The sequence below is a fragment of the Dyella marensis genome (assembly GCF_900112865.1).
Taxonomy (GTDB): Bacteria; Pseudomonadota; Gammaproteobacteria; order Xanthomonadales; family Rhodanobacteraceae; genus Dyella_D; species Dyella_D marensis_A.
Genome location: NZ_FONH01000001.1, coordinates 568,958 through 587,134, shown reverse-complemented (window position 1 = coordinate 587,134; position 18,177 = coordinate 568,958). Strand labels below are relative to the sequence as shown.

Annotated in this window: 18 protein-coding genes and 6 tRNA genes; 10 read left to right on the top strand and 14 right to left on the bottom strand. The window is 62.5% G+C overall.

What is annotated here, in order from left to right; translation table 11 throughout:
* Nucleotides 1-322: 322 nt before the first annotated feature.
* The 5 genes from BM172_RS02555 (at nucleotide 323) to BM172_RS02535 (ending at nucleotide 939) form a co-directional block, all read left to right on the top strand.
* Nucleotides 323-399, top strand: a tRNA-Arg gene (locus BM172_RS02555).
* 174 nt (nucleotides 400-573) lie between these two features.
* Nucleotides 574-650 (top strand) — tRNA-Pro (locus BM172_RS02550).
* A 26-nt stretch (nucleotides 651-676) separates the two neighbouring features.
* Nucleotides 677-753, top strand: a tRNA-Arg gene (locus BM172_RS02545).
* Between the two features lie 19 nt (nucleotides 754-772).
* Nucleotides 773-849: transfer RNA gene (locus BM172_RS02540), tRNA-His, on the top strand.
* 14 nt (nucleotides 850-863) lie between these two features.
* A tRNA-Lys gene (locus BM172_RS02535) sits at nucleotides 864-939 on the top strand.
* A 61-nt stretch (nucleotides 940-1,000) separates the two neighbouring features.
* Here the strand turns inward: BM172_RS02535 and BM172_RS02530 are convergent.
* Nucleotides 1,001-2,086: a helix-turn-helix domain-containing protein gene (locus tag BM172_RS02530; protein WP_197022848.1), complete on the bottom strand. Its 1,086-nt coding sequence runs from the start codon at nucleotides 2,084-2,086 to the stop codon at nucleotides 1,001-1,003.
* Nucleotides 2,087-2,248: 162 nt separating this feature from the next.
* Here BM172_RS02530 and BM172_RS02525 point away from each other — a divergent pair, with 162 nt between their 5' ends.
* From BM172_RS02525 to BM172_RS02515, 3 genes are all read left to right on the top strand, one after another.
* Nucleotides 2,249-2,791 carry a hypothetical protein gene (locus tag BM172_RS02525; RefSeq protein WP_051548471.1) on the top strand — a complete coding sequence of 181 codons (543 nt, stop codon included), beginning with the start codon at nucleotides 2,249-2,251 and terminating at the stop codon, nucleotides 2,789-2,791.
* Nucleotides 2,792-2,912: 121 nt separating this feature from the next.
* Nucleotides 2,913-3,089: a DUF3606 domain-containing protein gene (locus BM172_RS02520; RefSeq protein ID WP_081805107.1), complete on the top strand. Its 177-nt coding sequence runs from the start codon at nucleotides 2,913-2,915 to the stop codon at nucleotides 3,087-3,089.
* Nucleotides 3,090-3,225: 136 nt separating this feature from the next.
* Nucleotides 3,226-3,678, top strand: a complete 453-nt coding sequence (locus tag BM172_RS02515; RefSeq protein ID WP_026634514.1) for a nuclear transport factor 2 family protein — start codon at nucleotides 3,226-3,228, stop codon at nucleotides 3,676-3,678.
* Between the two features lie 43 nt (nucleotides 3,679-3,721).
* Here the strand turns inward: BM172_RS02515 and BM172_RS02510 are convergent, their stop codons facing one another.
* Complete coding sequence (locus BM172_RS02510) at nucleotides 3,722-3,961, bottom strand: hypothetical protein (RefSeq protein ID WP_026634513.1); 240 nt, start codon at nucleotides 3,959-3,961, stop codon at nucleotides 3,722-3,724.
* 434 nt (nucleotides 3,962-4,395) lie between these two features.
* Between BM172_RS02510 and BM172_RS02505 the strand changes: the two genes are divergently transcribed.
* Entirely contained in the window at nucleotides 4,396-4,587 is a 192-nt protein-coding gene (locus BM172_RS02505) for a hypothetical protein (protein ID WP_026634512.1), read from the top strand.
* A 119-nt stretch (nucleotides 4,588-4,706) separates the two neighbouring features.
* On the opposite strand, the gene BM172_RS02500 is transcribed toward BM172_RS02505, so the two are convergent.
* Nucleotides 4,707-5,009 carry a hypothetical protein gene (locus tag BM172_RS02500; RefSeq protein WP_026634511.1) on the bottom strand — a complete coding sequence of 101 codons (303 nt, stop codon included), beginning with the start codon at nucleotides 5,007-5,009 and terminating at the stop codon, nucleotides 4,707-4,709.
* A gap of 624 nt (nucleotides 5,010-5,633) precedes the next feature.
* On the opposite strand from BM172_RS02500, the gene BM172_RS02495 reads away from it, so the two are divergent.
* Entirely contained in the window at nucleotides 5,634-6,071 is a 438-nt protein-coding gene (locus tag BM172_RS02495) for a hypothetical protein (RefSeq protein WP_143096427.1), read from the top strand.
* 393 nt (nucleotides 6,072-6,464) lie between these two features.
* Here BM172_RS02495 and BM172_RS02485 read toward each other — a convergent pair whose 3' ends face one another.
* The 11 genes from BM172_RS02485 to ccmE all read right to left on the bottom strand — a co-directional run bounded on the left by BM172_RS02485 (nucleotide 6,465) and on the right by ccmE (nucleotide 18,150).
* Nucleotides 6,465-8,915 carry an AAA family ATPase gene (locus BM172_RS02485; protein WP_026634509.1) on the bottom strand — a complete coding sequence of 817 codons (2,451 nt, stop codon included), beginning with the start codon at nucleotides 8,913-8,915 and terminating at the stop codon, nucleotides 6,465-6,467.
* A complete protein-coding gene (locus tag BM172_RS02480; RefSeq protein ID WP_035322858.1) occupies nucleotides 8,912-9,499 on the bottom strand; it encodes a hypothetical protein in 588 nt (195 codons plus the stop codon). Before BM172_RS02480 ends, BM172_RS02485 begins: the two co-directional genes overlap by 4 nt.
* Nucleotides 9,496-11,199, bottom strand: a complete 1,704-nt coding sequence (locus BM172_RS02475) for an SIR2 family protein (RefSeq protein WP_081805106.1) — start codon at nucleotides 11,197-11,199, stop codon at nucleotides 9,496-9,498. Before BM172_RS02475 ends, BM172_RS02480 begins: the two co-directional genes overlap by 4 nt.
* A gap of 596 nt (nucleotides 11,200-11,795) precedes the next feature.
* Nucleotides 11,796-11,881, bottom strand: a tRNA-Leu gene (locus BM172_RS02470).
* A 25-nt stretch (nucleotides 11,882-11,906) separates the two neighbouring features.
* Nucleotides 11,907-12,491, bottom strand: a complete 585-nt coding sequence (locus BM172_RS02465) for a cysteine dioxygenase family protein (RefSeq protein WP_026634507.1) — start codon at nucleotides 12,489-12,491, stop codon at nucleotides 11,907-11,909.
* Nucleotides 12,492-12,566: 75 nt separating this feature from the next.
* A complete protein-coding gene (metX, locus tag BM172_RS02460) occupies nucleotides 12,567-13,673 on the bottom strand; it encodes a homoserine O-acetyltransferase MetX (protein WP_026634506.1) in 1,107 nt (368 codons plus the stop codon).
* On the bottom strand, nucleotides 13,673-14,713 hold the full coding sequence (locus tag BM172_RS02455; protein WP_026634505.1) for a tetratricopeptide repeat protein: 1,041 nt from the start codon (nucleotides 14,711-14,713) through the stop codon (nucleotides 13,673-13,675). The genes metX and BM172_RS02455 overlap by 1 nt, the downstream gene beginning before the upstream one ends.
* Nucleotides 14,710-15,180, bottom strand: coding sequence for a cytochrome c-type biogenesis protein (locus BM172_RS02450; RefSeq protein WP_026634504.1), 471 nt, complete (start codon nucleotides 15,178-15,180; stop codon nucleotides 14,710-14,712). Before BM172_RS02450 ends, BM172_RS02455 begins: the two co-directional genes overlap by 4 nt.
* On the bottom strand, nucleotides 15,177-15,719 hold the full coding sequence (locus BM172_RS02445) for a DsbE family thiol:disulfide interchange protein (RefSeq protein WP_026634503.1): 543 nt from the start codon (nucleotides 15,717-15,719) through the stop codon (nucleotides 15,177-15,179). The genes BM172_RS02450 and BM172_RS02445 overlap by 4 nt, the downstream gene beginning before the upstream one ends.
* On the bottom strand, nucleotides 15,716-17,686 hold the full coding sequence (locus tag BM172_RS02440; protein ID WP_026634502.1) for a heme lyase CcmF/NrfE family subunit: 1,971 nt from the start codon (nucleotides 17,684-17,686) through the stop codon (nucleotides 15,716-15,718). The genes BM172_RS02445 and BM172_RS02440 overlap by 4 nt, the downstream gene beginning before the upstream one ends.
* The gene (gene ccmE, locus BM172_RS02435; protein WP_026634501.1) at nucleotides 17,683-18,150 is read right to left on the bottom strand and encodes a cytochrome c maturation protein CcmE; all 468 of its coding nucleotides are present in this window, start codon (nucleotides 18,148-18,150) and stop codon (nucleotides 17,683-17,685) included. The genes BM172_RS02440 and ccmE overlap by 4 nt, the downstream gene beginning before the upstream one ends.
* Nucleotides 18,151-18,177 lie beyond the last annotated feature (27 nt).

Genomic DNA, 18,177 nt, shown 5'->3' with positions numbered 1-18,177 from the left:
TGAGCGTGGGACAGAAACGAGTTGAACGAGAAGGCGGCCGATGGCCGCCTTCTTCGTTTGGGGATGCATGTCATGCGAGGGCGAGCGTCGTATAGGAAGCGTCGGACAAGCGCCGCTGACCCTCTAGGCGATGCTGCTTTCGGCGGCTAGAATGCGCGCCTTCGATGCGTGGTCGCTCCACCGGGACATGAATGCTGTGGCAGCCGGTGAAAAAAAACTGAAAAAAGTATTGACGACCACCGCCCGAATCTGAATAATTCCGCTTCTCGCTTCGGCGCTTTCCACTCCGGTGGTTAAGCGATCAAGGCAAAGGTTTTACAACGCGCCCGTAGCTCAGTTGGATAGAGTACCAGGCTACGAACTTGGTGGTCGGGAGTTCGAATCTCTCCGGGCGCGCCATACAAAGCAGGCAGTGATGTTCGCATCACCGTTTGCATCCGAAGAACAGAACATCGTTTTTCGGAACCGGACGAAAGATGTGTTCGGTGTGCTTCGATACGGATTGACTGGGCGAAGCGTCACCCGTAGCATTTCAAAGCTTCGGCGTTGCGAAAGCGGCTGAAGGTTCGAAATCGGGGTATAGCTCAGCCTGGTAGAGCGCCAGCTTTGGGAGCTGGAAGTCGTGGGTTCGAATCCCTCTGCCCCGACCAGCAGTTGCTCTGCACCTGAGTGCATTGCGCCTGTAGCTCAACCGGATAGAGCATCGGCCTTCTAAGCCGACGGTTGCAGGTTCGATTCCTGTCGGGCGCGCCAGCACATCTTAAAGGTTATGGTGGGCGTAGCTCAGCTGGTTAGAGTACCGGATTGTGATTCCGGATGTCGTGGGTTCGAGTCCCATCGTCCACCCCAAATTTAAAGTTTCAGGGCCGTTAGCTCAGTTGGTAGAGCAGTTGACTCTTAATCAATTGGTCGTAGGTTCGAATCCTACACGGCCCACCAATAAAGAAAGCGCTCAGGGAAACCTGGGCGCTTTTTCTTTGGCTGCGATATCGCATGGCGATTATTCGGCCGTATCGCGCAACCACTCCAATCCCAACGCCCTGAACTCCTGCGGCGCCACGCCGTAGGCGCGACGGAAGGCGCGCGTGAAATCGGAAGGGCAGTTGAAGCCAAGCCCGTCGGCGATCTGCGTCACCGACATCGTCTTGATGCCGACGAGTCGATCCGCCGCCTCGCGCAGCCGGCAGTTGCGGATATAGGCGTGCAGTCCGCCTTCCGTTTCGAACATGCGATACAGCGTGGGACGGGCCAGCGGAAAGCCGCGCAGGATGTGCTCGGGCGCCAGTTCGCGCGCATGCAGGTTGGCACGGATATAGCGCTTGATGCGTCCGAGCATGGCGGCGCGCGCGGCGGCCCGCGCGGTATGGCTGAGGTGGTGCATCTTGCCGAACGCGGCCAGCACCAGCTGCGCGCCCGTGCTCACCGCGCTTTGCGCTTCCGCATCGCTCATGCTCGGCAGATCGCTGGCGATAGTGAGCAGCTGTTCGCGCAGCAGCAGCGTCAGCGGTGTGTTGTAGGTGACCACGTTGCCATGCAGCGATTCGGCATCAGGGATGGCGGCGTCCACCATCGCGCGCGGCAGGAAGAATGCCATCACCCGCGACTTGGTCGGCCGCTGCATCAGCATCGGCTGGCACATGTCCAGGGCGAGCACGCCCGGTATGAATTGCGTCGATTTGCGGCGCGGTCCTGCCTCGGTTTCCGCGATGCCGTCCAGCACGATATGGAAGACGTAGTCGCTTACGTTATCGGTCGAGATCCTCGCCGCGGTGCGCATCTGCGCCACGGGATCCGTGCGGCTGTCGAGGAATCTCAGGTCCTTGAACACATAGGTATCGAGCTCGCCATGAAAGCCGTTGGCGACCTGGGCGCGCGACACCGGCACGTCGAGGATGCGTCCCACGTAGTCGCTCCAGGCCAGCATCTGCAGGCGCGTGGCTTCGCCGCCCACGGTGAAATGCTGGCGCAGCACTGGAGTGGATGCCCCTGCGGGCGGCAGGTCGCGCAGATGCGGCTGGGCGAGCACCCGGCGGACGGCTTCGGTGTAGACAGGTCTGGCGCTTTCCGCGCGCACCGCGGCATTCATGGGTTCCGATCCCCGGTTGCTCACTGCCAGCGATCAGGCAAGTACCGTGCCCGTCGGTGGACCCGGGTGGGGTGCTGCCAGCCCGCCCCTAGGGAACGTCCTAGTGTGATCGTGGATGAGCGACTGACTAGGGTGGGGCTCCCCCCGATAGGAGTTGTTGCCATGGTAGGTTCCGTTTCCGGTTCCAGCGGTGCGAATTCGGCTTCCAATGCCGCCGATCACACCTCGAACGCCGCGCAAAATGCATGTACCAGTTCTGAGGGCAATCCCTGCACGGCGGCCGAGATCGACTCGCAGGATGCGGCGGAGGCGGCACTGTCCGCCGCTGTCGATGCCGCGAATGCGACGCGGAAGGCCATGGCCGCGCCAGACAGCTGCACCGCCGAGGCGCTGGCGCACCAGGCTCAGCAAGCCGCCGACGTGGCACAAGCTGCCGCGGACAGGGCAGTGGCTGCCGCGGCGAGGCAGCCCAGTCACGACACCGAGATGGCGGTGCGGGCCGCCAATGAGGCCGCCCGGGAGGCCTCAAGCTTCGCCGCCGAGGCGGCGGCCGCGGTCAAGGCGGGAAACGACCAGCGTGGCACCGCGGGATGTCTGTCGCAGGCACCGGCCAATCCCACTCCGACACTGTCGCTCGGCACGATCCACCAGCTCGATGCGATGTCAGTGAACCCCTATGCAGCCGGTCTTACACAACCGACGTGAGCGCATTTTCGTATTTAATCTAAAGACGCGGGCAGGGCTGGCGCCGAACACTGCGACCGGCTCTGGGCGCGCGGTATGTGCATCGCGTTGTCGACAGGGCTATCAGCGATCGGGGAGAGCCATGTCTGACGATCTGAGCAAGCGCGGTCCGCAGGATGCGGCCAAGGTGAACGTGCACGAGGAATGGGAGGTTCGCTACTGGTGCAAGGCATTCGGCTGCACGCCGGACGAACTGCGGGCGGCGGTGAAACTGGTCGGAGTGTCTTCGGCGTCCGTGCGCCAATACTTCGGTAAATAGTGGCGGCCGTTTTGTTCGGTTGAGAAGCCCGGCATGACGCCGGGCTTTTTTGTCGGCGTGCGGGGCTGGGATAGGTACTTCAGGCGCCTCCATCCCTTCCAGTAAGCTCGTTGAACATTCTGAGGGGGAGTGACCGATGATCATGCCAAGAACCGCTTCGATATCCCTGCTGCTTCTGCTGGCTACGTTGCCTGGTTTCGCAAAAGACTCGTCCGACGCTGGCCTGCACGCGGCGCTGAAGGCTCAGGCCGATGCCTGGGACGTGGCGATCGTGAAAAAGGATAAGCAGGCGATTGCAAAGAACATGTCCGACACGTTTTTTCAGATCGGCAGCGACGGCAGCACCGCGGACAAAGCACAGTTCCTGCAGAATCTCACCTCACCCGACCTGGTGATCGAGCCCTACACGGTCGAGGACTTCAAGATTCGCCTCTACGGCAATACCGCGCTGATCAACGGTCGCACCGACATGCACGGCACCTACCAGGGCAAGCCGTTCCGCAGCCACTATCGATATACGGACACGTATGTGAAGGAAGGCAGCGTGTGGCGCGTGGTCAACGTCCAGACGACGCGCATCGCGGAGTGAGCGCGGCGCTGCGTGCGTCTGAGGCCGCTACGCAGCGAGTCGATCACGCGGGATCGTGTTCCAGGGCAGCGGACTCGCTTGCGCCGGCGGCGCGCGTGCGTTCCTGCAGGCGCCGCACCAGTTTCAAGGCAGCCCGCCGTGCGCAACGCAGGGATTCAGCCGCCTCATGAGTTTCCGGCAGCAGGGATATTGCCGCATCCAGGTGCATCGCGATGCCGACGGCGAGCGCGGAATCGCTCAGGTCATCGTGAAACGTGAATGGTTTGTCTATGCTCGTATTCATCGCCGCTTCCTCCTCATCCGTTCGATTCTGGCGGCGGAAACTCAGTATGTCCTTAGGAAAAGTCTGTTTCTTTAAGCTTGCTTAAGGCTGTAGCGCCATCGCCGCCGCGTAACGCTTTTTGCCGTCATTCCGGCGCAGGCCGAAATCCAGTGCCGATATCGTCGGGTTGTCGCGACCACCGACCCACGTCGAAACTGGATTCCGGCCTGCGCCGGAATGACGAGCTGGCTATGGTCGATGCGCCCCCGTCTCGAAGAGAACCGGCACCGCGGTGGCCCAAGCTACTGGCATTCCGTGCAAGAGCCTCCTCACCAAGATGCAAGCTTCTTTCATGCGCGACCGACGTCGCGTGCAGGTCCCAGGCGCGAAAGTGGATCTCGCGGGCGCAGCGTTTGATGACCCGCATTCCGATACATCGACTTGAGGATCTCATCATGGCTAACACAGGCAATACCAGTAATCGCGGCGGCGACCGCGCTTCGCACGAGCAGCACGTCAAGGCAGGCGAGCAAAGCCATAAGAACCAAAGCCAGGATCAGAGCAAGCAGGCAGGTTCGAGCGAGCAGCGCGGCGGCAGCCACGAGCAGCACGTCAAGGCTGGCGAGCAGAGTCACAAGAATCGCTGATCTTCCAAGGGCGGCCTGAGGGCCGCCCTTGCCACCCCAGGGGAGCATGGAGCGGAGATGTCCGACCTCCGCTCCTCATCCAGAACTACGGAACGAGGCATCGACGCCGGGCGCTCGAACTACACCCCCGCCGCGGACCTCTCCGCCTCATCCCGCACCTGCTGCCACTGCATCCGCCCATGCGCCTGCTCCACGCAGCGCGTCCCCATCTCGATGAACGCCGCGATGCCATCCAGCATGATCGGCAACCGTTGTGCATCCGGGCTGCCGCGTTCGTGGACCAGCTCGGCGAGGAACTGGATCGAAGTATGGGCGTACTTCAACCACTCGGTGGCATCGTTCAACATCGCATCCGGCCCCGCGTCGGGATCGGAAAAGTAGTGCACGTGACGGGTCATCCAGGGCTCGCCGTGGATATTCATAAGCAACTCCTTGCTGAAAAGGCGCCGCGCCCTCGCTCCGAGAACGGCACGTCGCCAGACAGCACGGCGTGCCGCGACCACACGGACTCGAGGTTCACCAGTGGCCCAAGGCTGGGCCCGGGCGGCTTGATGGAGGAAGTGGTGTGCGGTGTCAGCGGCTTTCGCCGTCGCACAGTGCGACGTGCCGGGTAGATACGGCTCAGATGATTCTTACGAAAGCGCTTGAACCGCGGTTCTTCAATCGTGTCCGCTGGATCGTCGGACAGCCCGAATGTGCGGTGAGGAGGTCGCCGAGGGGATCGGCGAGCGCGTGCGTGCCGTATGATCTGGGGTAGCCATGATCGACTCTCGTACAGTTGGTGATGGTTAGCGGGTCAGGGGTGTTCGCTGCACCCTTGGCCCGCGCTCTCACAGCATTGCTGCCATGGTTGCCCGCAACGCGTCTTCGGCAACAGCGCGGGCAACGCGAAGAAAATTATCAAAGCAACCAGAGGTTGTCTGTAGGGGATTGCCTGCGTGGGGGTGGGTTGCGCGGCAAAACAGCGAGGTTGCGTCGATTGAGAGCAGCATTTCGGTGTAGTCCGAATGCCAACAGCTCAAGACGAACTGACTGAGGGCCACCTCTTGAACAACGAAGCACAGACGAGCAGCGCCTGGATGTACGGCGCAGCAATTCTCCTGGTTCTAGTGATTGGCGCAGGTGGGCTCTACCTTGCGCTCGCTGGTTACTTCAGCCGCGGAGAACTGGGCACCAAGGATTACTACGCCGTCCTGCAAGGTGTGGAATTCGACAACCGCGGCAGCAAGGAGCCAAATCCGATCTTGAAGGAGAACGTCAATGGATCGGGACTGGATGTCTTGGGCGTCACCGGGACCGATGCGGCGGCAACAAGGGTCTGGGTAATTCTCAATCGAACCTCTCCTGATGGACACCCTTTGGTGATTCCCCAAGGTATTCCGCTCAGAGCGCATTGCGAGGCCATTAGCGCCGTCATTTCTGCCAAGGACGTGATGGATGCGCCCAAGCAATATTTGCTGAGTGGTTGCGTGCATTCTTCGTAGACCGGCCGTTCTGAGCGATGGTCGCATGTAAGTTTTCATCGGTCCCGGAAGGTGTGCATCTGCGGCACTGAGTGGCAGTACCGGATAAGTGCTCTCGTCCCCTATGTGCGTATGCGGACCATGACCCGATATGTCTTCGCGATCGCTCGCTCCCCGATGACATGTGGACCAATGCTGCTGGCCAGCCCGCCGACAGCCCCTACTAGAAGCTGTAGCCAGCAAAGGTGAGAGCGCTTGATCCCTCGCTTAACAGGACGCGTCGACGCCTAAAGGTGGTGCTGATGCTGCGAGATGCGTGAGGATCTGGCGAATTGACCCGCCGCGCGTGTCGCAGTTGCCTCCACGAAACGATCACAACGATCTTCCCAGTGCCGGACGTGATCTGCCGATACCTTAGGCGGCGATCGCCCGATCGTCCTTAAACGCAAATGCACGTGGTGTCGCGATCGCCTCACCAGCGAAGCTCCGGGCAATTTCGATGGTAATTAGACTGTCGCCGGGGAACGCGGGACTAAGCTCAAGGGAGAGGTAGTCGAATAGGGAGCGCTCGTGTACAGCGATCACTACCTGCCGATTCATGCCTTTGGAAAGTGAGCGAAGCAACGCGGCAAACTGTGCAATATGTACATCGTCCATTGATTGGACGGGATCGTCCAAGATCAACCATGGGGTGCGTACTGGCACTGATAGATGGAGAGCAAGAAAGAGGGTTAACGCCGCTGTGTTGAGATTGCCTTGGCTCAGCATCGCGCCGGGGGATCCGGAAGCTACCCCGCTTCGATGGAGCGTCTCGAGAACCGCGTCGACCTTTCCGCCATTACCAAGTGGCAGACGAAATGCGGGAACGAACTGCTCCGATGGAGCCAAGCGTACGAACAGATCGCGCCAAACCTTGTTGAGCCCGGTGTTGAACACCTTCTTCACGATGTCAGAGCGTACGCCCTCGGCGGCCTCGGAGACGGTCTTTGCATACTTGCGCGTGACATCTGTTTGTTTGAATGCGTCGTTCACTGATTGGAGGCGAGTCCGCGCTTTTTCACATTCCGTTCGAAGGGCGTCAATATGTGCGAGGTCGCTAATGCGCAAATCGATCTCAGAGCCTGCTTTGATCCTGTCGGATGTGACGCGCTCGGCGGCGGTGATGCGCTCCTCAAGGACCTTAAGGGCATTGGTCAGTGCGAGGTCGATGCTCTCAAAACTGCTGGTGGGGCAGTGCAGGATGGACTGAACTAGGGTATCGATTTCGGGAAGTAGTGATTGAGATTGCTCGTCCCGTCGGCGAGCCGTTATGACGGCCTGCCGAGCGATCGCCAGATCAATCATCAGTCGGCTTCCTTCCGCGGCGTCGTCCTTCAGTCTCGATAGGCGATGTGCCATATCTGTCAATTGAGCCTGTCGAACTGTTAGCTCCGCAATAGCTTCCAAAGAAAGCAGGCCGTTAGCGGCGCTGAGGAGATCACGTTTCGCGGAGGCAAGTCGCGCAATTTCCTCAGCGCGTACCGCAGCCATCGCCTGGAGACGCCCGGCTTCGTTGCTGAGCGAGGCGATCTTGGTGGCAACATGGGCTGAGAGTGATCCAGCATCCATCTCTGCATAGTTCCGGGAGCAGACAGGACATGTTTCGCCTTTGATGTAGGGGGTCACGCCAGCGAGCGCGTTCGCGAGCGCTTTTGCGTCTTCAACCGCTCCGGATAAATCTTGGTTGAGTTCGTCGATTCGCGTGGATGCGCGCTGTACGATCACGTTCAAAGCCTCCATGCGTTCGCTGGCGGCAACGTGTGTTGCGAGCAGACGCTCGCAACGATCCGCCTCCGCCCGCGCGCGTCGCTCCGCATCGGATCTACTTTGTTCGGGACTGTCCTGAAGCGAGGGGATGTCGGTGAAATGGGAGAGGGCCGCATCGATTGCGCTTTGAAGCGCGTCGCCGCGATCGATCTGCCAGGCGACAAGCGCGTCGCTCGCAGTCCGATCAGCCCTCTCTCTGGTAGCCTGATCGTGGCTTGAGTCTTGCGGTGGCAGATCTCGCCATCTTTCGCTCAGTCCGCGTAATTCTGAGCGCGTTCGACTGAGTGCCACGAGTTGTCTATCCCCGTCACGGGCAGCTTCGAGCAAAGCCTTCAATTGACCTAGGTCGGCGCTCTCCGTGACGGTTATTGCCGATCCATCGTCGATCAGAGAGAGGATTTCATTGAGGCGGCCGAGTCGCTCGTTGGCTGCTTTACTTGCTCTATCAATCGACTGCTCTTTTCTAACGATCTCATCCTTCAAGAAGTTCTTGATTTCCTCAAGGCGACGGTACTCGGGCACCAGTTTGCGCACTCGTGTCACGTTGAAGGCGTGGTCGAGGCCATCGACCAGGGCGTCGATCGGATCGAGGCCGAGGAGCTCCTTGACAAACAGGGTCAATGGCGAGGTCTTGCCCGCCTTCTGGTCATCATAGATTTCGAGTAGCCGGCTCAGAGTCGCTTGCGGCAGATAGCATCGTTCCGCGAAGAACCGGGAATCGTCGACATTCAGTAGGGGCTTCGGGAGGAACGTGGTGTCGGAAAAAGTAAGTGTTCCGGTCGCGATGGCCTGTTCGCTGATAGAGGCGGTCGTGGTGATTGAGATCGAGCCGTTTTCAGCGCCGAGGGTCGTAAGGTAGGAACGATAGCTCGATCCTTCGGTCGCAAGGTGCGCGATCTTGCCCGTAAGTCCGAGTTCGATTGCCGACAGGATGCTCGTCTTACCCATGCCGTTGGTGCCATGGATCAGCACGACTTGGGCATCGAGAGGCACAACGATCTTGCCGCGAAGGCTGCGGAAGTTCTCAATGACGAGATTTTTAAGTCGAGCTCCGTTCATTTCCTCTCTCCCTCATCATTGAGTGCGGCGTCAATTGATAGAGTGATCGCATCGGCTAAGACCTTTTCGACACTGTCCTTGCCGCGTTGCGAAGCTTTGATCACTGTGTCAACGAACTCATTCTTGTTGTATGCCGCGATGGCGGTACCCAGATCAGCCTGCCAATCGAGAAGCGTTTCGACAGCAGGCGGTTGAGCGAGTGGTAGAAGAACGGAAAGCCAGTCCCGAACCGCACTCATAGCATCGGCACCCGTCGGTGCGCCAACCGGTAAAACACGGCAGACTTTGCCAATTGATCGGACGGTCTCGGCTAGCGGCTGTCCGGATGTGAGAACTGCCGTTACGGGCCGCTTTGATTGCATGACGTCGAGTGCGCGAGTAAGTGCCATAACCTTCCGGGTCACGCCATCATCGGTGGTATCGCCCTTAAGTTCGATGATGATGACAAGATCATTTGCCCGATTGCCGGCGACAAGGGCGTACGTGAAGTCGAATGGTATGGAGCCTACCTTTAGGGGCTTCGGGAGTATGCGATAGCCACCCTCGCGAACGAGAATATCGACTACGTTGTCGGTTGTGCTCATAAACCCGCCTCTCCACGAAATTGGGCGCGTAGCTCGTCCAGATCCGAGACGCCGCTGAGCATCGATCCAAAGGCAACGTATCTGGGTCCAAGAGCACCGCTGCGCATCGAGGCACTGGGGCTGCGTTGTTGTCGCTCTGAGACGCGGCCGGAGCAAATGACCACGGCATCGTCATCGGATTCATCGAAGGCACCCACGTCGAGCAGACTGGTAACCGTATCGTCATTGGCAGCAAAAATAACGCGCGCACTCGCGTTGGGTGAGGTGAGTCGCAAGGCGCCTGTTCGCGCATCGACCGGATCGTCGACGGAGCAAACCCAGTTTGCGTCCTGTTCCTCTAGTCCGATCAAACCTAGGGCAACGGCTGCCTCTCGTTGACCCGAGCTTTTCAGTGCCAACTTGTCCTTCATACGGTGTGTAGGATCACCGTCCAGCGGGAAATAGGATGGTATCCCCGGGTCGCTGACTCCGTTCTGCAACTGATGGCGAGCGCGCGCAAGTCCGGCGGCTATGGCACGTACGAGGCCCAGACGATCGGAGTTACCGGCATCGGCTATGCGGTCGCGAAGCGTCTTAATCCCTCCCTCAATCGCGTCCCGGGCTGTCTGGTCGAGATGACCGTCCATCGCATCACTAGCGAGGATCTTCAACTTGGCTGCGAGGACATGGAGAAGCAACCCGAGTAAAAGGGGTTTGGCGTATGCTCTGAGTCGCGCGGCTTCGCAGATTTCGACTCGATGGCCCTCATAGTCAGGTTCGCCATACGCTCCGATCAGAACGTTCTTTTGATCATCGCCAAGCTCGTCGGCAGAGAACACGATGGGCGTCGGCTGATCGGTCCATTTCCAACCCTTCTGAGCGTTTACCGACGCAAAGAGGTGTTTGATGTCCTCATCTTGCGCCGACATGCCGATCATGAGCGTTCGGCTGCGTTGAAGGAGGGCACTAAGCTGGTCACGCACGATCTTGAACGTTTCGTTGCTAGTCCAGCCGGTGATCTGAGCCGTACGCGCGATGAGTAGCGGACGATACTCAGCTTCGTTGGTGATCGCGCGCAGGGCACAGCCATGGAACTTGTAGAGAACGGTGGCCGAAGCCGGATTGCGAAGTTCCTCGCCGGTTACAGTGATCTGATAGAAGGTCTCGTTGTGGCCGAGTTCCTTCATGGCGGCTTCAAGAAGACCATCCCAATTGGCAGTAGCCAATTCCGTTACGACACCTTCAAGGGCCAGCATGCCGATCGCTAAGTGCTCGGCGTCGGCGGGCTGTGCGCTGAAGGTGTGTGGGAAGTCGAGGCCGACCCATAACAGATAGTCGAGATTTTCACCTGGGATATCTGTTGAGAGTACGGCCGAATACTGATTCCACAGACGTTTCAGGATTATGCTCAGGTCCGGCCAGGTCGCTACCGGCTGAGAGAAGTCAATCCTCGCTCGTTCGTCTGCGGAGGGAGCCGCCATGGCGATAATTTTCTCCAGCGCCACGCGATACTTACAATCAGCGGCTGCGGTGGTGTGGATGCGCAGGAACTCGAGGAGCTTCGCGAGGACGCCGTCGAGTCCGATCACCCGATCGCGGGATATTCCGGAGCCCAGCCAAAAAGCATACTGAGCTCGCCCAATGCCCTCGCTCAGTCCTTTGAATTCATTATCAAGGAGTGCAAGCGTCTCCTTAATTGAGATAGAAGCAGCACTAGGCATTTCCCTCCCCCCCGATCCTAGGTAATTCGATCGTACTAAGGTTTCCCTATTGGGTGCCAACACACCCAGTGCATCGGGCTTAACGACTCCTAGCTACGGATTTACTCCGCAGGAGGGGCGATCCTCCGGGGGCGGACGAATCTTCGTGTCCACGCAAACGAGTGCACCCAGGACTTCACACGTTTCCAGTTATGTCGAACCAGTAAAACACAGCGTCATCTCGTTTCGTGAGACCGCCGGAGCCGGAAAGACGCCCTTAGGGTCCCTGAGGGCTGTATGGCATTGCTGGAATGATTTGGTGAACGCCTCGTGGAAGGCACACGACGTTGTCTTGGGTGATTTGGTCGGGACCCTCACCGCCCATAGGCTGCGTCATGACAGTCGGCTGATTTCGCTGGCCGCAAAATGTCGCGATCCCGGAATGGTTCGTCGCCCATCGAGGCGACCAGGAAGACGCGATCTTCTCACTGGTGTCGAAGACGCAAAGAATGGCCGTCTGCTTGGATTAGGCGGGCGATAGACATAAAAAAGCCCGCATATCTGCGGGCTTTTTTTTAAGCGCTCTGGACTCTATGGAACGTCCCAAAACTACCTCTTGGTACCGGTGAGAGGACTCGAACCTCCACTCTGTCGCCAGAAGCGGATTTTGAGTCCGCCGCGTCTACCATTCCGCCACACCGGCATTGCAGCGGGGCATTATGCCGGGTTCAGTGGACGGGGTCGAGGCCCAGCTGGCGGTCGGTGCGTTCGTAGCACTGGGTGGCGCCGACGACGGGCTTGAAGATGGCGCAGTGGGTCATCGGGCCGGAGTAGATGTGCAGGCTGACCGCCACGGCGTCGTCGCTGGGGTTGCGGATGGTGTGGTACTCGTGCGGCGGGATCAGGCTGCCGGCGGAGCCGGGGCCGGCCTGGATCGAGCCGACCGGCTGGAAGCGCCACTGGCTGCCTTCGTCGGCCAGGCGCTCGTACTGGACTACTTCCAGCGCGCCGCTCCAGACGCCCTCGACGCACCACATGCCGCAATGGTCGTGGATGGGGGTGCCCTGGCCGGGGCCCCAGGTCATGGCGACCACGCAGTAGTCGTGGTCCTCGCTGCGGTACAGCTCGCGGCGCGCGTAGCGGCCTTCCACGGTCTCGAAGACGCAGTCGGGGAGCTTCACTTCCTGGCCGCGGATCAGCTGGCACAGGCTGTTGCGCAGGCTGTCGGTGATCTCATGGGTGCTGGGCTTGCTGACGGCAGTGTCGATGGCATCGATGAGCTTGCGACAGCCAGGGAATTCGACGGTAAGCATGCGATTCTCGGAAGAGCGATTGCGACAGAAGCCGATCTTACCAGCCCCCGGGCGGGGCGGCGGGCCCCGGATGGCTCAAAGGCGGCCCAGGAAGCCCCCGATGGCCCGGCTGTAATTCTCGATATCGACCAGGAAGGCGTCGTGCCCCTGGGGCGAATCCAGCGCCACGAATTCCACCGCGGCACCGGCCGCTTCCAGGCCCTCGGCGATCTGCTCCTGCTGCTCCAGCGGGAACAGGATGTCGGTGCTGACCCCGATCACCAGCGCCTGCTCGACGCGGATGCGCTTCAGGCCGGCCTGGATGCTGCCTTCGCCGTACTCGGAGATGTCGAACCAGTCGCTGGCGCGCGACAGGTAGAGGTAACTGTTGGGATCGAAGGTGCGCACGAAGCGCTGCGCATGGCCTTCCAGGTACGACTCCACCTGGAACTCGAAGCCGAAGGGAACGTCGTCGTCGCGCTGCTCGGCGTCCAGGCGGATACGCGCGAAGCGGCCGTTCCATTCCATCGCCGAGCGGTAGGTGATCACGCCGAGCTTGCGCGCGATGCTCATGCCGGTTTCCGGATAGTGCGCGTCGTCGTAGCGGCCATTGTTCCACTGCGGATCGAGCCGGATCGCCTCGCGCTGCAGCGAGCGGATCGCAATCGCGAACGGCTGCGCCTGCGGCGCCGTGTCCACGCTGATATGCGTGCGCACGCTGCCGGGGTGCAGCAGCATGTAGGCCAGCGCGCTCATGCCGCCCATCGAGCAGCCGACCAGGCAGGCCAGTTGCTCGATGCCGAGCGAACTCACCGCGGCATGCGCGGCGTTGGCCACGTCTTCAAGTGCCAATTCGGGAAAGCTGAGCCGGTACGGCTCGCCGGTGGCCGGATCGATCGAGGCCGGGCAGGTCGAACCCTTGTCGCTGCCCAGCGAATTCACGCAGATCACGAACCAGCGGTCCGTATCGATCGCCTTGCCCGGTCCGATCATCGCCTCCCACCAGCCCGGCGACGGATCCTGCTCGTTCGAGGCGGCATGTGCGCTCGGCGACAGGCCGGTGAGGATCAGCAGCGCGTTATCGCGCGCGTCGCTCAGCGCGCCCCAGGTTTCGAACGCCACGCGGGCGCCGTGCAGTTCGCCGCCACGCTTCATGGGGAACGGAGAGGGAAGGCTGAAATAGCGTCGCGCGTCGTGGCTCATCAGTGAACCTTATCGATTTCGATCTTGATCGGCGCCCTGGTGCTCACCTCGACCACGCCGGCATCGCCTTCCAGGTCGCCGGATTGCGCGATGGCCTGGCCGCTGCTGCTGATGCGCGCGCCGACGAACACGCGCGCCGCGGACGACAGCTTCAGCTGCGGCGTCATGCCCATCGCATCGGTGAGCGTCACCGTGGCGGGCAGGGTGGAGGCGTCCAGCCTGGCCACGGCCAGCGGCATCGGCGGGCCCTGTTCGGCACGGGCATAGACAAACAGCGTCTGGCCCACGTGCAACTGGTCTTTCAGCTTCGGCGCCAGCGAGACCTGCACCTGCAAGGCGGGGCCGTCGGGCGTGGCGGTTGCCTGCGCGACCGGCGGCTGGCCGGCGCGCGCATCGGCGACGGCGATCTGCTCGGCCACCGCCTTCGCCACGGTCGAGCCGGGGTCGAGCAGCGGCTGCAGCTTGCGCCAGGTGGTGGCGGCTTCGGCATAGCGGTCGTGCTGGAACTGGCTGATGCCCAGCAGCCACAGGCCGCGCTGGTTGTCCGGCTCCAGTTGCACGGCGCGCTGCAGCAGTTCGAGCGCGCGGCCGTCGATCCGGTGGTCGGTGCGGACGATCGAATCGGATTCGGCCCAGCCGACCATCGCGATGGTGCTGTCCGGCTGCAGGTTCAGCACATGCTCGTAGGCGTCGCGCGCCTCGGCCGACTTGCGCAGGGTGGCGTAGGTCTGCGCCAGCAGCAGCCAGCCCTGCGCGTCCTTCGGCTCGGCCTGCAGATGGCTCTGCAGCTCGGCCACGGCCTGGTCGATCGACAGCGGCTGCTCGGGCTGCTTCTCCACGCCGTTGAGCGCGACCGGCGTGCCGATCAGCAGGTACAGCCCCGCCGCGCCCAGCGGCAGGGCGAAGGCCACGATCAGGGCCAGCACGAAGATGCCGCGCGGACGGCCCTGGCGGCGCCCGTGGCGGACCAGCGGGACCAGCAGCAGGGCCAGCGCCACGGCGATCATCGCCGCGGCGGCCAGGTAGAAAACGGGCTTCACCAATCGTCCCCTTCGTCGTTCGGGCTGCTGTCGTTCGCGCTTTGGTTCGACGCGGGCGCCTGCGCGCGGCTGCGCCGGCGGACGGTCACCACCACCACGGCCGCGCCGGCAAGCAGGATCGCCAGCGGGCCGAACCACAGCAGCAGCGTGCTGCCCTGCACCGGCGGGTCGTACAGCACGAAGTCGGAATAGCGGTCGACCAGGTACTGCTTGATCTGCGCATCGCTCTTGCCCTGCCGCATCAGCTCGAACACCTGGTGGCGCAGGTCGCGCGCCAGATCGGCGTTGGAGTCGGCGAGGTTCTCGTTCTGGCAGACCAGGCAGCGCAGTTCGCGGGTGAGCTGCTGGAAGCGGGTTTCCTCGGCGTGGTCCTTGAACGGCAGCGGGTCGATCGCCTGCGCGTTCAGCGCGCCGCAGCACAGCGCCAACGCCAGCGCAAAGAGGGCACGACGGAACACGGCGTTCATGGCGCTTCCTTGCGCAGCGCGGCGATCGCGGGCTTGAGTTCCCGCTCGATCACCTCGGGCGTCAGCGGGCCGATGCGCTTGTAGCGGATCACGCCCTTGGCATCGACCAGGAAGGTTTCCGGCGCGCCGTACACGCCGAAGTCGATCGCGGTGCGGCCTTCGCGGTCGGCGATCACCAGCCCGTAGGGATTGCCGTGGCGCTCCAGCCAGGCCTTGGCCTCGTCCGGCTCGTCCTTGTAGTTGTAGCCGACCAGCGGCACGCCGACGCGCTGGCCTTCGCTCATCAGCACCGGGTGTTCCTCGCCGCAGGCGACGCACCAGCTGGCGAACACGTTGATGAGATACGGCTTGCCCAGCATCGCCTCGCGCGTGACCGTCTGCGCGGGATCGTCCAGCTTCGGCAGCGCATACGCCGGCGCGGGCTTGTCGATCAGCGGGGAGGGCACTTCGCGCTGGTCGTGGCGGGTGTTCCACCAGATGCCGAAACCGAACAGCGCCACCAGCAGCAGGAAAGCGAAGAACGGTACCAGCCGGCTCATGCGTGCGACTCCTGCGCGCTCGCCGGCAGCTTTTCCGTAGCTTCGCGGCGCAGGCGGAAACGCTTGTCCGCCGCGCTGAAGAAACCGCCCAGCATCATCAGCAGGCCGCCGGCCCAGATCCAGCGCACGAACGGCTTGTGATACAGGCGCAGCGCCCAGGCGCCTTCCGGATCGTTGCGGTCCATCGGCTCGCCCAGGGCGACATAGAGATCGCGCGTCACGCCCGCATCGATCGCCGATTCCGTCTGCACCTGGCCGCGCGTGTAGGTGCGCTTCTGCGGATGCATCACCGCGATCTCGCGGTCGTCGCGCATCACCGTGACCGTGCCCTGGTCGCCCTGCCAGTTGGGGCCGTCGGCAACGTGCACGCCGTCGAAGCGGAAGTCATAGCCGCCGATGGTCTGCACCTGGCCCGGCGCCATGCGCACGTCGCGCTCGACGCTCAGTGCCTCGGTCAGCAGCACGCCGGCGAGGAACACGCCCACGCCGAAATGCGCCAGCAGCATGCCGGCCATCTCGGCCGGATAGCGGCGGCCGGCGGGCATCTCGCGCCAGCGCTTGAGCACATACAGCAGCGTGCCGACGCAACACCACACCGCCGCGGCGGTACCGGCGATCGCCTTCAGCGCCCAGCCGGTGGTGAAGGCGGCGGCGATGGCGCAGGCCAGGGCGGCGATGCCGGCGCGTACGGCCACGTTCTTCAGCGGCGGCAGGCCGCCTTTCTCGCCCCAGCGCAGATAGGGGCCGAACGGCAGCAGCAGCACGATGGGAATCATCAGCAGAGTGAACAGGAAACCGAAGTAGGGCGGGCCCACCGAAATCTTGCCCAGGTTCAGCGCATCGCCCAGCAGCGGGAACAGCGTGCCGAGCAGCACCATGGCCGCAGCTACGGTGAGCATCAGGTTGCCGATCAGGATGGCGGTTTCACGCGACACCACACCGAACGGCTTGCCGCCGGCGACCTTGGGCGCGCGCAGCGCATACAGCAGCAGCGAGCCGCCGACCACCACAGCCAGGAAGCACAGGATGAACAGGCCGCGCTTCGGATCCGAGGCGAACGCATGCACCGAGGTGAGCACGCCCGAGCGCACCAGGAACGTACCCAGCAGCGACAGCGAGAAGGCGAAGATCGATAGCAGGATGGTCCAGGCGCGCAGCGCGCCGCGCTTTTCGGTCACCGCCTGCGCGTGGATCAGCGCCGCGCCGACCAGCCACGGCATGAAGCTGGCGTTCTCCACCGGATCCCAGAACCACCAGCCGCCCCAGCCCAGTTCCGCATAGGCCCACCAGCTGCCCGCCACGATGCCGGCGGAAAGAAAGCCCCAGGCGACATTGGTCCACGGCCGCGCCCAGCGCACCCAGGCCTGTTCCAGCTCGCCGCCGAGCAGGGCGGCGATGGAGAACGCGAACGCCACCGAGAAACCTACATAGCCCATGTACAGCACGGGCGGATGGAAGGTCATGCCCGGGTCCTGCAGCACCGGGTTGAGATCGCCGCCGTCCGGCGGCATCGGCAGCAGGCGCTCGAACGGATTGGAGGTGAACAGGATGAAGGCGATGAAGCCCACCGCGATCAGGCCGAGCACGCCGAGCACGCGCGCCACGAATACGTCCGGCAGCTTGTGGCTGAGCGCGGCCAGCGCCACCGTCCACAGGTTGAGGATGAAGATCCACAGCAGCAGCGAGCCTTCGTGCGCGCCCCACACCGCGGCCAGCCGGTAGTACCAGGGCAGGGCCAGGTTGGAGTTGTCGGCGACGTAGCGCACCGAGAAATCGAAATGCAGGAAGGCCCAGCTCAGCACGCCGAAGGCCAGCGCCACGAACACCGCCTGGCCGGCCGCGGCCGGCCGCGCCACCGCCATCAGCGCACCGTTGCCGCGCCAGGCGCCGAGCAGCGGCAGCACGCCCTGCGCCAGCGCCAGCAGCAGGGCCAGGATCAGCGCGAGTTGCCCCAGTTCCGGCGTCATCGCGGCTTGTCCTGCGCGGCGGCCTCGTTGATCGTCTTGCCCTGGTGCGCCTTGGCCATGGCGTCCTTCAGTTCTTTCGGCATGTAGGTCTCGTCGTGCTTGGCCAGCACTTCGGTGGCCATGAAGCGCGCGTTGTCCATACGGCCGGTGGCGATCACCGACTGGTTGTCGCGGAACAGGTCGGGAAGGATGCCGTTGTATTCGACCGGCATCGCGCCGCTGGCGTCGATCACGGTGAAAGTGACCTTGAGCGAATCGGCCGCGCGCTGGATCGAGCCGGCCTTGACCATGCCGCCGAGGCGGAAGGTCTTGTACTGGCCGGCCTCGCCGGACTGCACCTGGCTGGGCGTGAACAGGTAATTCATGTTCTGCTGCAGGGCGAATACGGTCAGGCCGATGGCCACGACGGCCGCCGCGAGAACCAGGAGTACGACGGTGAGCCGGCGTTTGCGGGTGGGATTCATAAGGTCACTCTGCGTCGCCCAATCAGC

Coding starts and splice junctions, on each gene's coding strand:
- BM172_RS02510 (WP_026634513.1), bottom strand. CDS start 3,961: ATGAATACGAGCATAGACAAACCATTCACGTTTCACGATGACCTGAGC.
- BM172_RS02475 (WP_081805106.1), bottom strand. CDS start 11,199: ATGCCTAGTGCTGCTTCTATCTCAATTAAGGAGACGCTTGCACTCCTT.
- BM172_RS02485 (WP_026634509.1), bottom strand. CDS start 8,915: ATGAACGGAGCTCGACTTAAAAATCTCGTCATTGAGAACTTCCGCAGC.
- BM172_RS02445 (WP_026634503.1), bottom strand. CDS start 15,719: ATGAGCCGGCTGGTACCGTTCTTCGCTTTCCTGCTGCTGGTGGCGCTG.
- BM172_RS02530 (WP_197022848.1), bottom strand. CDS start 2,086: ATGAATGCCGCGGTGCGCGCGGAAAGCGCCAGACCTGTCTACACCGAA.
- metX (WP_026634506.1), bottom strand. CDS start 13,673: ATGAGCCACGACGCGCGACGCTATTTCAGCCTTCCCTCTCCGTTCCCC.
- BM172_RS02520 (WP_081805107.1), top strand. CDS start 2,913: ATGTCTGACGATCTGAGCAAGCGCGGTCCGCAGGATGCGGCCAAGGTG.
- BM172_RS02525 (WP_051548471.1), top strand. CDS start 2,249: ATGGTAGGTTCCGTTTCCGGTTCCAGCGGTGCGAATTCGGCTTCCAAT.
- BM172_RS02480 (WP_035322858.1), bottom strand. CDS start 9,499: ATGAGCACAACCGACAACGTAGTCGATATTCTCGTTCGCGAGGGTGGC.
- ccmE (WP_026634501.1), bottom strand. CDS start 18,150: ATGAATCCCACCCGCAAACGCCGGCTCACCGTCGTACTCCTGGTTCTC.
- BM172_RS02440 (WP_026634502.1), bottom strand. CDS start 17,686: ATGACGCCGGAACTGGGGCAACTCGCGCTGATCCTGGCCCTGCTGCTG.
- BM172_RS02450 (WP_026634504.1), bottom strand. CDS start 15,180: ATGAACGCCGTGTTCCGTCGTGCCCTCTTTGCGCTGGCGTTGGCGCTG.
- BM172_RS02505 (WP_026634512.1), top strand. CDS start 4,396: ATGGCTAACACAGGCAATACCAGTAATCGCGGCGGCGACCGCGCTTCG.
- BM172_RS02515 (WP_026634514.1), top strand. CDS start 3,226: ATGATCATGCCAAGAACCGCTTCGATATCCCTGCTGCTTCTGCTGGCT.
- BM172_RS02465 (WP_026634507.1), bottom strand. CDS start 12,491: ATGCTTACCGTCGAATTCCCTGGCTGTCGCAAGCTCATCGATGCCATC.
- BM172_RS02500 (WP_026634511.1), bottom strand. CDS start 5,009: ATGAATATCCACGGCGAGCCCTGGATGACCCGTCACGTGCACTACTTT.